At 52.2% G+C, this 12,022-nt stretch carries 13 protein-coding genes; 12 read left to right on the top strand and 1 reads right to left on the bottom strand.

Features of this window, described 5'->3' with window-relative positions; all coding sequences use genetic code 11:
* Position 1 precedes the first annotated feature (1 nt).
* From agaW to BEB42_RS04625, 10 genes are all read left to right on the top strand, one after another.
* The gene (gene agaW / locus BEB42_RS04670; protein ID WP_000406214.1) at positions 2 to 781 is read left to right on the top strand and encodes a PTS N-acetylgalactosamine transporter subunit IIC; all 780 of its coding nucleotides are present in this window, start codon (positions 2 to 4) and stop codon (positions 779 to 781) included.
* On the top strand, positions 771 to 1,649 hold the full coding sequence (gene agaE, locus BEB42_RS04665) for a PTS N-acetylgalactosamine transporter subunit IID (protein ID WP_001295548.1): 879 nt from the start codon (positions 771 to 773) through the stop codon (positions 1,647 to 1,649). The genes agaW and agaE overlap by 11 nt, the downstream gene beginning before the upstream one ends.
* Positions 1,650 to 1,666: 17 nt before the next feature.
* Positions 1,667 to 2,101 (top strand): PTS galactosamine/N-acetylgalactosamine transporter subunit IIA, encoded by a 435-nt coding sequence (gene agaF, locus BEB42_RS04660; protein ID WP_032303830.1) that lies wholly within the window; start codon positions 1,667 to 1,669, stop codon positions 2,099 to 2,101.
* Positions 2,098 to 3,231 carry an N-acetylglucosamine-6-phosphate deacetylase gene (nagA, locus tag BEB42_RS04655; RefSeq protein WP_105267183.1) on the top strand — a complete coding sequence of 378 codons (1,134 nt, stop codon included), beginning with the start codon at positions 2,098 to 2,100 and terminating at the stop codon, positions 3,229 to 3,231. Before agaF ends, nagA begins: the two co-directional genes overlap by 4 nt.
* A gap of 350 nt (positions 3,232 to 3,581) precedes the next feature.
* The gene (locus BEB42_RS04650; protein WP_001114898.1) at positions 3,582 to 4,736 is read left to right on the top strand and encodes an AgaS family sugar isomerase; all 1,155 of its coding nucleotides are present in this window, start codon (positions 3,582 to 3,584) and stop codon (positions 4,734 to 4,736) included.
* A 12-nt stretch (positions 4,737 to 4,748) separates the two neighbouring features.
* The gene (gene kbaY, locus BEB42_RS04645) at positions 4,749 to 5,609 is read left to right on the top strand and encodes a tagatose-bisphosphate aldolase subunit KbaY (RefSeq protein ID WP_000022773.1); all 861 of its coding nucleotides are present in this window, start codon (positions 4,749 to 4,751) and stop codon (positions 5,607 to 5,609) included.
* A gap of 166 nt (positions 5,610 to 5,775) precedes the next feature.
* Positions 5,776 to 6,252: a PTS galactosamine transporter subunit IIB gene (gene agaB / locus BEB42_RS04640; protein ID WP_000098011.1), complete on the top strand. Its 477-nt coding sequence runs from the start codon at positions 5,776 to 5,778 to the stop codon at positions 6,250 to 6,252.
* Positions 6,253 to 6,290: 38 nt separating this feature from the next.
* Positions 6,291 to 7,094 (top strand): PTS galactosamine transporter subunit IIC, encoded by an 804-nt coding sequence (agaC, locus tag BEB42_RS04635; RefSeq protein WP_000544464.1) that lies wholly within the window; start codon positions 6,291 to 6,293, stop codon positions 7,092 to 7,094.
* Complete coding sequence (agaD, locus tag BEB42_RS04630; RefSeq protein WP_000534351.1) at positions 7,084 to 7,875, top strand: PTS galactosamine transporter subunit IID; 792 nt, start codon at positions 7,084 to 7,086, stop codon at positions 7,873 to 7,875. The genes agaC and agaD overlap by 11 nt, the downstream gene beginning before the upstream one ends.
* On the top strand, positions 7,876 to 8,643 hold the full coding sequence (locus tag BEB42_RS04625) for a galactosamine-6-phosphate isomerase (protein WP_072157066.1): 768 nt from the start codon (positions 7,876 to 7,878) through the stop codon (positions 8,641 to 8,643).
* A 49-nt stretch (positions 8,644 to 8,692) separates the two neighbouring features.
* Here BEB42_RS04625 and rsmI read toward each other — a convergent pair whose 3' ends face one another.
* On the bottom strand, positions 8,693 to 9,556 hold the full coding sequence (gene rsmI, locus BEB42_RS04620; RefSeq protein ID WP_000809263.1) for a 16S rRNA (cytidine(1402)-2'-O)-methyltransferase: 864 nt from the start codon (positions 9,554 to 9,556) through the stop codon (positions 8,693 to 8,695).
* A gap of 64 nt (positions 9,557 to 9,620) precedes the next feature.
* Between rsmI and lpoA the strand changes: the two genes are divergently transcribed.
* On the top strand, positions 9,621 to 11,657 hold the full coding sequence (gene lpoA / locus BEB42_RS04615; RefSeq protein ID WP_000249092.1) for a penicillin-binding protein activator LpoA: 2,037 nt from the start codon (positions 9,621 to 9,623) through the stop codon (positions 11,655 to 11,657).
* Positions 11,615 to 12,010, top strand: coding sequence for a YraN family protein (locus tag BEB42_RS04610; protein ID WP_000246844.1), 396 nt, complete (start codon positions 11,615 to 11,617; stop codon positions 12,008 to 12,010). The genes lpoA and BEB42_RS04610 overlap by 43 nt, the downstream gene beginning before the upstream one ends.
* Positions 12,011 to 12,022: the final 12 nt, after the last annotated feature.

Raw genomic sequence — 12,022 nt, 5'->3', positions numbered from 1 at the left:
TATGGAAATCAGTCTGTTGCAGGCATTTGCGTTGGGCATTATCGCCTTTATCGCTGGCCTGGATATGTTTAACGGCTTGACCCATATGCACCGCCCGGTGGTCCTCGGCCCGTTAGTTGGGTTGGTGCTTGGCGATCTGCATACCGGTATTTTAACCGGCGGTACGCTGGAACTGGTGTGGATGGGGCTGGCACCACTGGCGGGCGCACAGCCGCCTAACGTGATTATCGGAACTATCGTCGGCACGGCGTTTGCCATTACTACTGGCGTGAAACCGGATGTCGCGGTCGGTGTCGCCGTACCTTTCGCTGTCGCAGTACAGATGGGGATTACCTTCCTGTTCTCGGTGATGTCTGGCGTGATGTCCCGCTGCGACCGGATGGCGGAGAACGCCGATACTCGCGGCATTGAACGCGTGAACTATCTGGCATTGCTGGCACTCGGCACGTTCTATTTTCTCTGCGCTTTCCTGCCTATCTACTTCGGCGCGGAGCATGCAAAAACCATCATTGATGTCCTGCCGCAACGGTTAATCGACGGCCTTGGCGTCGCGGGCGGCATCATGCCAGCAATCGGTTTTGCCGTGCTGCTGAAAATCATGATGAAAAACGTCTATATCCCCTACTTCATCCTGGGCTTCGTTGCCGCAGCCTGGCTCAAGTTACCGGTGCTGGCTATTGCTGCCGCCGCGCTGGCGATGGCGCTGATCGACTTGCTGCGTAAATCTCCTGAACCGACTCAACCTGCGGCACAGAAAGAGGAATTTGAAGATGGCATCTAATCAAACTACCCTGCCGAACGTCAGTGAAAACGAAGAAACACTGCTGACAGGCGTCAATGAAAACGTGTATGAAGATCAGAGCATTGGCGCGGAGCTAACAAAAAAAGATATCAACCGCGTCGCCTGGCGTTCCATGCTGTTACAAGCTTCTTTTAACTACGAGCGTATGCAGGCTTCCGGCTGGTTGTACGGTCTGCTGCCTGCTCTGAAAAAGATCCACACTAATAAACGCGACCTGGCGCGCGCCATGAAGGGACATATGGGTTTCTTCAATACCCATCCGTTTCTGGTGACGTTTGTTATCGGCATTATCCTTGCGATGGAGCGTTCTAAGCAGGACGTTAACAGTATTCAGAGCACCAAAATTGCCGTCGGTGCGCCGCTCGGCGGGATTGGCGATGCGATGTTCTGGCTAACGCTACTGCCGATTTGTGGCGGGATAGGCGCAAGCCTCGCGCTACAAGGCTCTATTCTTGGCGCAGTCGTGTTTATTGTGCTGTTCAACGTGGTACACCTGGGGCTGCGTTTTGGTCTGGCGCATTATGCTTACCGCATGGGCGTGGCGGCGATTCCACTCATTAAAGCGAATACCAAAAAAGTCGGCCATGCTGCGTCAATCGTTGGGATGACGGTAATCGGCGCGCTGGTGGCAACCTATGTTCGTTTAAGCACCACGCTGGAAATCACGGCGGGCGACGCAGTGGTTAAGCTGCAGGCTGACGTTATCGACAAACTGATGCCTGCCTTCTTACCGCTAGTCTACACCCTGACCATGTTCTGGCTGGTACGCCGCGGCTGGAGTCCGCTGCGCCTGATTGCGGTTACCGTGGTTCTTGGCATCGTCGGTAAATTCTGTCATTTCCTTTAAATACAATGAGGTATTAGATGTTAAGTATTATTTTGACAGGGCATGGCGGATTTGCCAGCGGCATGGAAAAAGCAATGAAGCAAATCCTCGGCGAGCAGTCGCAGTTTATCGCCATTGATTTTCCGGAAACCTCAAGCACTGCGCTGCTTACATCGCAGCTTGAAGAGGCCATCGCCCAACTGGATTGTGAAGACGGCATTGTTTTTCTGACAGATTTGCTGGGCGGCACACCGTTTCGCGTGGCTTCAACGCTGGCGATGCAAAAACCGGGCTATGAAGTGATCACCGGCACCAATTTGCAACTGTTACTGGAAATGGTGCTGGAGCGCGAAGGGTTAAGCGGTGAAGAATTCCGTGTGCAGGCGCTGGAGTGTGGACACCGTGGGCTGACCAGTCTGGTAGACGAGTTAGGCCGCTGCCATGAAGAATGTCCGGTCGAGGAAGGAATATGACACACGTTCTGCGCGCCAGAAGGCTGCTGACTGAAGAGGGATGGCTCGATGACCATCAGTTGTGTATTGCTGACGGTGTAATTGCAGCAATCGAACCGATTCCAGTGGGCGTGGCTGAACGCGATGCGGAACTGCTCTGCCCCGCTTATATCGATACCCATGTACACGGTGGTGCGGGCGTTGATGTTATGGATGACGCGCCGGATGTGCTCGACAAGCTGGCAATGCACAAGGCACGGGAAGGTGTCGGCAGTTGGTTGCCGACTACCGTAACCGCGCCGCTTAATACCATTCATGCGGCGCTGGAACGTATTGCTCTACGCTGCCAGCGCGGCGGGCCTGGTGCGCAAGTGCTGGGGAGTTATCTCGAAGGACCGTACTTCACGCCGCAGAATAAAGGCGCACATCCGCCGGAGCTGTTTCGCGAGCTGGAAATTGCCGAGCTGGATCAATTGATTGCTGTTTCACGGCATACCTTGCGCGTGGTGGCGCTGGCACCGGAAAAAACGGGCGCGTTACAAGCCATTCGTCATCTTAAACAGCAGAACGTGCGGGTAATGCTGGGACATAGCGCAGCAACCTGGCAACAAACCCGCGCCGCATTTGATGTTGGTGCCGACGGCCTGGTGCATTGCTATAACGGGATGACAGGATTACATCACCGCGAACCGGGAATGGTTGGCGCGGGTTTAACGGACAAGCGCGCCTGGCTGGAATTGATAGCCGATGGGCATCATGTACATCCGGCGGCGATGTCGCTGTGTTGTTGCTGCGCGAAAGAGAGAATCGTGCTGATAACTGATGCGATGCAGGCAGCCGGGATGCCGGATGGTCAATATACGTTATGTGGTGAAGAGGTGCAGATGCACGACGGCGTTGTCCGTACCGCGTCCGGTGGACTGGCGGGCAGTACGCTGTCTGTTGATGCGGCTGTTCGCAATATGGTCGAGCTGACGGGCGTAACGCCAGCGGAAGCCATCCATATGGCGTCGCTGCATCCGGCGCGAATGCTGGGTGTTGATGGTGTTTTGGGATCACTTAAACCGGGCAAACGCGCCAGCGTCGTTGCGCTGGATAGCGGACTGCATGTGCAACAAATCTGGATTCAGGGTCAATTAGCTTCGTTTTGATGGTTTGCTCCTTTATTGGGCCTTCACTTCCCCCGTAAGGCCTTTCTTTTTCTTTCGTTTTAATCTGTGCAGTGGTGTCGAATGCGACGCTGGCGCGTCTTATCCGCTCTACGGTACGCCGCTTCCAGCAATCGGTACACATAGCGACGTCATCACGCAATCCTTTAATCTTCCCTTGTCTTTTCTTTCAACGATCACAAATTTCGTTTTATTTCTTTTTTCTCCATTGAACTTTCGATTTCTTTTCTATAGATTTTAATCAACGAAACGAATCACCAAGTGAAATGAAACGAAAGGCAAGCGAAACCTGCAATGCCGGAAGTCAAGTTCATCAGACTAAGGATTGAGTTATGCCAGAAAATTACACCCCAGCGGCCGCCACCACCGGCACATGGACTGAAGAAGAGATCCGCCATCAGCCTCGCGCATGGATCCGTTCACTCACCAACATCGACGCGTTACGTACAGCGCTCAATAACTTCCTTGAACCGTTACTGCGCAAAGAGAATCTGCGGATCATCCTGACCGGAGCCGGAACCTCGGCATTTATCGGTGACATCATCGCGCCGTGGCTTGCCAGCCATACCGGCAAAAACGTCAGCGCCGTACCGACCACCGATCTGGTCACCAATCCAATGGAATACCTGAACCCAGCGCATCCACTGCTGTTGATCTCCTTCGGTCGATCCGGCAACAGCCCGGAAAGTGTCGCCGCCGTGGAACTGGCGAATCAGTTTGTACCGGAATGCTATCACCTGCCGATCACCTGCAACGAAGCGGGCGCTCTTTACCAAAACGCGATCAACAGCGACAACGCGTTTGCCCTGCTGATGCCCGCAGAAACGCACGATCGCGGCTTTGCGATGACAAGTAGCATTACCACTATGATGGCCAGCTGCCTCGCGGTTTTCGCACCTGAGACAATCAATAGCCAGACCTTCCGCGACGTAGCGGATCGTTGCCAGGCGATCCTGACCTCACTGGGCGATTTCAGCGAAGGTGTGTTTGGTTACGCACCGTGGAAACGGATCGTTTATCTCGGCAGTGGTGGATTACAGGGAGCAGCACGCGAGTCGGCGCTGAAAGTGCTTGAACTAACGGCGGGTAAACTGGCGGCCTTTTATGATTCCCCGACCGGATTCCGTCATGGGCCTAAATCACTGGTCGATGACGAAACGCTGGTGGTGGTGTTTGTCTCCAGCCACCCCTATACGCGTCAGTATGATCTTGATCTGCTGGCAGAACTCCGCCGTGACAACCAGGCAATGCGCGTAATCGCCATCGCCGCGGAAGGCAACGACGTTATTACCGCCGGTCCACATATCATCCTGCCGCCGTCACGTCACTTTATCGACGTTGAGCAGGCATTTTGCTTCCTGATGTACGCCCAGACGTTTGCACTGATGCAGTCGCTGCACATGGGCAATACGCCGGATACCCCATCAGCCAGCGGCACCGTTAACCGTGTGGTGCAAGGCGTAATCATTCATCCGTGGCAGGCATAAGAGGATCGCATTATGAGCATTATCTCCACCAAATATCTGTTACAGGACGCCCAGGCCAATGGCTACGCGGTGCCTGCTTTTAACATTCATAACGCCGAGACGATCCAGGCGATCCTCGAAGTGTGCAGTGAAATGCGATCGCCGGTGATCCTCGCCGGAACGCCGGGGACCTTTAAACATATCGCGCTGGAAGAGATCTACGCCCTGTGTAGCGCCTATTCCACAACCTACAACATGCCACTGGCGCTGCATCTCGACCACCACGAATCACTCGATGATATTCGCCGTAAAGTCCACGCAGGCGTGCGCAGTGCGATGATCGACGGCAGCCACTTCCCGTTTGACGAGAACGTGAAGCTGGTGAAATCGGTTGTCGACTTCTGCCACTCACAGGATTGCAGCGTGGAAGCAGAACTGGGCCGCCTGGGCGGTGTTGAAGATGACATGAGCGTTGACGCCGAAAGTGCATTCCTGACCGATCCACAAGAAGCTAAACGCTTTGTCGAACTGACTGGCGTCGACAGCCTGGCGGTAGCGATTGGTACGGCGCACGGCTTATACAGCAAAACGCCGAAGATTGATTTCCAGCGGCTGGCGGAAATTCGTGAAGTGGTGGATGTTCCTCTGGTGCTGCATGGTGCCAGCGATGTCCCGGATGAATTTGTCCGTCGCACTATTGAACTTGGCGTCACAAAAGTGAACGTTGCCACAGAATTAAAAATAGCCTTCGCTGGCGCGGTTAAAGCCTGGTTTGCGGAAAATCCGCAGGGTAATGATCCTCGTTATTATATGCGCGTCGGTATGGATGCGATGAAAGAAGTTGTCAGAAATAAAATTAATGTCTGTGGCTCAGCGAATCGAATTTCAGCATAATCATTAGTTTTTTATGATTTATCCCAATGTACTTCCCGATTAATATCGGGGAGTGCCTTAATGGTAAAGGAGATAACTAAACCTTAATAAATACATCAGTAAAATATCGCAACAATAATATATTTAAAAAAATTATATTATTCAACTTTATGGTGAGGATTACACAATGAGCAGTCCAAATATTCTCTTAACCCGTATTGATAACCGTCTGGTTCACGGTCAGGTTGGTGTGACCTGGACATCTACCATCGGTGCAAATCTGCTGGTAGTCGTGGATGATGTTGTCGCTAACGATGATATTCAACAGAAATTAATGGGTATTACCGCGGAAACCTACGGCTTTGGCATTCGTTTCTTTACTATCGAAAAAACCATTAACGTCATCGGCAAAGCTGCACCGCATCAGAAAATCTTCTTGATTTGCCGTACGCCGCAAACGGTACGTAAATTGATAGAAGGTGGCATTGACCTGAAAGATGTCAACGTCGGCAATATGCATTTCTCGGAAGGTAAAAAGCAAATCAGCAGTAAAGTTTATATCGACGATCAAGATCTCGCGGACTTACGCTTTATTAAACAACGCGGTGTGAATATTTTTATTCAGGACGTCCCTGGCGATCAAAAAGAACAAATCCCTGACTAAATCTAAAATCGCCTTAATATTGGTTTGAGGTAATAAAAATGCATGAAATAACCCTAATTCAGGGATTATCCCTGGCGGCGTTAGTTTTCGTTCTGGGGATTGATTTTTGGCTGGAAGCCTTATTTTTATTCCGCCCGATAATCGTTTGTACCCTTACAGGTGCTATTCTCGGTGATATTCAGATTGGCTTAATTACCGGTGGCCTGACAGAACTGGCTTTCGCCGGATTAACCCCCGCAGGTGGTGTTCAGCCGCCCAACCCAATTATGGCGGGTCTGATGACCACCGTCATTGCATGGTCTACGGGCGTCGATGCCAAAACGGCAATTGGTCTTGGCCTGCCGTTTAGTTTGTTAATGCAGTACGTCATTCTGTTCTTCTATTCCGCTTTCTCATTATTTATGACCAAAGCCGATAAATGTGCGAAAGAGGCGGATACGGCAGCGTTTTCCCGACTTAACTGGACAACGATGCTCATCGTCGCTTCAGCGTATGCGGTGATTGCTTTCCTCTGTACTTACCTGGCACAGGGGGCGATGCAGGCGCTGGTGAAAGCGATGCCCGCCTGGCTGACCCACGGCTTTGAAGTGGCTGGCGGTATTCTGCCTGCCGTTGGTTTTGGCTTGCTGCTGCGCGTAATGTTCAAAGCGCAATATATCCCTTACCTGATCGCCGGTTTCCTGTTTGTTTGCTACATCCAGGTCAGCAACCTGTTGCCGGTTGCCGTACTGGGCGCAGGCTTTGCGGTGTATGAGTTTTTCAATGCGAAATCCCGGCAGCAAGCGCAACCGCAGCCCGTTGCCAGTAAAAATGAAGAAGAGGACTACAGCAATGGGATCTGAAATCAGTAAAAAAGATATCACCCGTCTGGGCTTTCGTTCGTCACTCCTGCAAGCGAGCTTTAACTACGAAAGGATGCAGGCGGGCGGCTTTACCTGGGCGATGTTGCCGATCCTGAAAAAAATTTATAAGGATGACAAGCCGGGTTTAAGCGCGGCGATGAAAGATAACCTCGAATTTATTAATACCCACCCGAATCTGGTCGGATTCCTGATGGGATTACTCATTTCGATGGAAGAAAAAGGAGAAAACCGCGACACCATTAAAGGCCTCAAAGTGGCGCTGTTTGGCCCAATCGCCGGGATTGGTGATGCGATTTTCTGGTTTACTTTGTTGCCGATTATGGCGGGGATTTGCTCATCGTTTGCCAGTCAGGGAAACCTGCTGGGGCCGATTCTATTTTTCGCCGTTTACCTGCTTATCTTTTTCCTGCGCGTCGGCTGGACCCACGTCGGTTATTCAGTCGGCGTGAAGGCGATCGATAAAGTACGAGAGAACTCGCAGATGATTGCCCGTTCGGCAACCATCCTCGGGATCACGGTAATCGGCGGGCTGATCGCTTCGTATGTGCATATTAACGTGGTGACGTCGTTTGCCATCGACAGTACCCACAGCGTCGCGCTGCAGCAGGATTTCTTCGATAAAGTCTTCCCGAACATTTTACCGATGGCCTACACCCTGCTGATGTATTACTTCCTGCGGGTGAAAAAAGCGCATCCGGTGCTGTTAATCGGCGTGACTTTTGTGCTCTCTATTGTTTGTTCCGCATTCGGCATTTTGTAAATGGAACGAGGCACTGCGTCTGGTGGTGCCTCTTTACTAAAGGAATTTCATCCTGTGCAAACCCTTCAACAAGTTGAAAACTATACGGCGTTAAGTGAACGTGCCAGCGAATATTTATTGGCCGTGATCCGTAGCAAACCGGATGCTGTGATTTGCCTGGCGACCGGAGCCACGCCATTACTGACGTATCATTATCTGGTAGAAAAAATCCACCAGCAGCAGGTTGATGTCAGCCAACTGACCTTCGTGAAGCTCGACGAATGGGTGGATCTGCCATTAACGATGCCTGGCACCTGCGAAACTTTCCTTCAACAGCATATCGTGCAGCCGCTGGGGCTACGTGAAGACCAGCTCATCAGCTTTCGCTCTGAAGAGATAAATGAGACAGAGTGCGAACGGGTAACGAACCTGATTGCGCGCAAAGGCGGTCTGGATTTATGCGTTCTCGGATTGGGAAAAAACGGCCATCTTGGGCTGAACGAACCGGGAGAAAGTCTGCAACCAGCAAGCCATATCAGCCAGCTTGATACCAGAACACAGCAACATGAGATGTTAAAAACCGCGGGCCGTCCCGTGACTCGTGGGATCACTTTAGGCCTGAAGGATATTCTCAATGCCCGCGAAGTTTTGTTACTGATAACTGGCGAAGGAAAGCAGGATGCGACAGAACGTTTTCTCACGGCTAAAGTCTCTACCGCTATCCCGGCTTCGTTTTTATGGCTGCATAACTATTTCACATGCATGATTGATGAGATGTGTCGTCGTTAAATCGCCCGGTGTAGGCGTTGCAGCTCTATTCTTGCTGCGACGCCTGTAATCACTCCCCCTGCTGTTCCAGCGCATACTTATACAGCGCGTTTTTTTTCACGCCGTGAATCTCTGCCGCCAGCGCCGCCGCTTTCTTCAGCGGAAGCTCAGCCTGTAACAACGCCAGCGTGCGCAGGGCATCGGCGGGTAAGTCTTCTTCCTGTGCTTTATGGCCTTCAACAATCAGCACCATTTCGCCTTTGCGACGGTTTTCATCTTCTTTTACCCACGCCAGCAGCTCGCCAACGGGCGCGCCGTGAATGGTTTCCCAGGTTTTGGTGAGCTCACGCGCCAGCACCACGTAACGGGACTCACCCAGCACAGCAACGATATCTTCCAGGCTATCTAACAGACGGTGGGTGGATTCATAAAAAATCAGCGTACGCGGCTCCGCTTCAATGGCTTTTAGCGCATCACGACGGCCTTTTGATTTGGCAGGCAGGAAACCTTCATAACAAAAACGATCGGATGGTAAACCCGCAGCACTTAATGCAGTGATAGCAGCACACGGCCCCGGTAGTGGCACCACGCGAATCCCCGCTTCTCGGCAGGTACGCACCAGATGATAGCCGGGATCGTTAATCAGTGGCGTTCCGGCATCGGACACCAGCGCAATGTTTTGCCCTTCCTGCAGCTTCGCCAGTAACGTTTCGGCTTTCTGTTGTTCGTTATGGTCGTGCAGCGCAAACAACCGGGCATTAATCCCAAAATGTTGCAGCAATAAACCGGTGTGACGAGTATCCTCGGCGGCAATCAGATCAACGGCCTGTAATACCTCTAACGCACGCTGGGTGATATCCGCCAGATTGCCGATTGGCGTCGGTACAATGTAAAGCTGGCCCTGAGAATTATCCGCCGATTGGTGTTGTTTCATTGTGTCGTCCGTATTGCCGATTTAATATTGAGCATTGCGTAAAAAAAATATCACTGGATACATTATGGTACCCTCAACATTTTCTCGTTTGAAAGCCGCACGTTGTCTGCCTGTTGTTCTGGCAGCCCTGATTTTCGCCGGTTGTGGCACCCATACTCCCGATCAGTCCACTGCCTATATGCAGGGCACGGCGCAGGCTGATTCTGCCTTTTATCTTCAGCAGATGCAGCAAAGCGCTGATGATACCAGGATCAACTGGCAATTACTCGCCATTCGTGCACTGGTGAAAGAAGGTAAAACCGGGCAGGCGGTGGAGCTGTTTAACCAACTGCCGCAGGAACTGAACGATTACCAGCGTCGCGAGAAAACTCTTCTGGCAGTAGAAATTAAGCTGGCGCAGAAAGATTTTGCTGGCGCACAAACCCTGCTGGCGAAAATCACACCTGCCGATTTAGATCAATACCAGCAGGCGCGTTACTGGCAGGCAAAAATCGATGCCAGTCAGGGGCGTCCTTCCATTGATTTACTGCGCGCCTTAATTGCTCAGGAACCCCTGCTCGGCGCGAAAGAAAAGCAACAGAATATTGATGCTACATGGCAGGCACTCTCCTCCATGACTCAGGACCAGGCGAATACGCTGGTGATCAACGCCGACGAAAATATTCTGCAAGGCTGGCTTGATCTGCAGCGCGTCTGGTTTGATAACCGTAACGATCCCGACATGATGAAAGCTGGGATCGCCGACTGGCAGAAACGTTATCCGAACAACCCGGGCGCGAAAATGCTGCCTACGCAGTTGGTAAACGTAAAAGCATTTAAACCAGCGTCAACCAACAAAATAGCCCTGTTATTGCCGTTGAATGGTCAGGCCGCAGTATTTGGCCGCACTATTCAGCAAGGCTTTGAAGCGGCGAAAAATATCGGCACTCAGCCAGTGGCGGCACAGGCAACTGCCGCACCAATCGCAGACGTTGCAGAACAACCCCAGCCGCAAACCGTGGATGGCGTTGCCAGCCCGGCACAAGCCTCGGTTAGCGATCTGACAGGCGAAGAAACCGCGGCTCAACCAGTGCCTGTAAGCGCCCCAGCGGCAAGCACTGCGGCGGTAAGCGCCCCCGCGAATCCATCCGCAGAGCTGAAAATTTATGATACCTCATCACAACCGCTTAGCCAGATCCTCAACCAGGTTCAGCAGGATGGCGCGAGTATTGTGGTCGGTCCGTTGCTGAAAAATAACGTTGAAGAGTTACTGAAAAGCAACACCCCGCTGAACGTGCTGGCACTGAACCAGCCAGAAAATATCGAAAACCGCGTCAATATTTGTTACTTCGCGCTTTCACCGGAAGACGAAGCGCGCGATGCAGCGCGTCATATTCGTGACCAGGGTAAACAAGCGCCACTGGTGCTGATCCCTCGCAGTTCGCTGGGCGATCGCGTAGCCAATGCGTTTGCGCAAGAGTGGCAGAAGCTGGGCGGCGGTACCGTTTTGCAACAAAAATTTGGTTCCGCCAGCGAATTACGCGCGGGTGTTAACGGCGGTTCGGGTATCGCTTTAACGGGTAGCCCGATTACTCCCAGAGAAACAACCGACCCCGGCATGACGACCAACAATCCAACGCTGCAAACCACGCCAACCGATGATCAGTTCACCAATAATGGCGGTCGTGTCGATGCGGTGTACATTGTGGCAACGCCGGGTGAAATCGCTTTTATCAAACCGATGATCGCCATGCGTAACGGTAGCCAGAGCGGTGCAACGCTGTACGCAAGCTCCCGAAGCGCACAAGGCACCGCGGGTCCGGATTTCCGTCTGGAAATGGAAGGTTTGCAATATAGCGAAATCCCGATGCTGGCAGGCGGTAATCTGCCATTAATGCAGCAGGCGCTCAGTGCGGTGAATAACGATTATTCGCTGGCTCGCATGTATGCGATGGGCGTTGATGCCTGGTCGTTGGCAAATCATTTCTCACAAATGCGCCAGGTTCAGGGTTTCGAAATCAACGGTAATACCGGAAGTCTGACGGCTAACCCGGATTGCGTAATTAACAGGAAGTTATCATGGCTACAGTACCAACAAGGTCAGGTAGTCCCCGCCAGTTAACCACTAAACAGACCGGCGATGCGTGGGAGGCACAAGCGCGTCGCTGGCTGGAGAGCAAAGGACTGCGGTTTGTCGCCGCTAACGTGAACGAGCGTGGCGGCGAGATCGATCTGATAATGCGTGAAGGCAGGACCACCGTTTTTGTCGAGGTGCGTTACCGCCGCTCAGCCCTTTACGGTGGTGCGGCAGCCAGTGTGACCCGCAGCAAACAACACAAATTATTACAGACTGCCCGCTTGTGGCTCGCGCGTCATAATGGGAGTTTTGATACTGTGGATTGCCGGTTCGATGTGGTAGCCTTCACCGGGAATGAAGTTGAGTGGATTAAGGATGCCTTTAATGACCACTCATAATTAAGGTTTAAG

Source organism: Escherichia sp. MOD1-EC5990, from assembly GCF_002965285.1.
Lineage (GTDB): Bacteria > Pseudomonadota > Gammaproteobacteria > Enterobacterales > Enterobacteriaceae > Escherichia > Escherichia coli_F.
This window is presented reverse-complemented; position numbering and strand designations above follow the sequence as displayed.

Bases quoted from the DNA above. Each gene is read 5' to 3' on its own strand.
- agaW (WP_000406214.1), top strand. From the start codon at position 2: ATGGAAATCAGTCTGTTGCAGGCATTTGCGTTGGGCATTATCGCCTTT.
- agaE (WP_001295548.1), top strand. From the start codon at position 771: ATGGCATCTAATCAAACTACCCTGCCGAACGTCAGTGAAAACGAAGAA.
- agaF (WP_032303830.1), top strand. From the start codon at position 1,667: ATGTTAAGTATTATTTTGACAGGGCATGGCGGATTTGCCAGCGGCATG.
- nagA (WP_105267183.1), top strand. From the start codon at position 2,098: ATGACACACGTTCTGCGCGCCAGAAGGCTGCTGACTGAAGAGGGATGG.
- BEB42_RS04650 (WP_001114898.1), top strand. From the start codon at position 3,582: ATGCCAGAAAATTACACCCCAGCGGCCGCCACCACCGGCACATGGACT.
- kbaY (WP_000022773.1), top strand. From the start codon at position 4,749: ATGAGCATTATCTCCACCAAATATCTGTTACAGGACGCCCAGGCCAAT.
- agaB (WP_000098011.1), top strand. From the start codon at position 5,776: ATGAGCAGTCCAAATATTCTCTTAACCCGTATTGATAACCGTCTGGTT.
- agaC (WP_000544464.1), top strand. From the start codon at position 6,291: ATGCATGAAATAACCCTAATTCAGGGATTATCCCTGGCGGCGTTAGTT.
- agaD (WP_000534351.1), top strand. From the start codon at position 7,084: ATGGGATCTGAAATCAGTAAAAAAGATATCACCCGTCTGGGCTTTCGT.
- BEB42_RS04625 (WP_072157066.1), top strand. From the start codon at position 7,876: ATGGAACGAGGCACTGCGTCTGGTGGTGCCTCTTTACTAAAGGAATTT.
- rsmI (WP_000809263.1), bottom strand. From the start codon at position 9,556: ATGAAACAACACCAATCGGCGGATAATTCTCAGGGCCAGCTTTACATT.
- lpoA (WP_000249092.1), top strand. From the start codon at position 9,621: ATGGTACCCTCAACATTTTCTCGTTTGAAAGCCGCACGTTGTCTGCCT.
- BEB42_RS04610 (WP_000246844.1), top strand. From the start codon at position 11,615: ATGGCTACAGTACCAACAAGGTCAGGTAGTCCCCGCCAGTTAACCACT.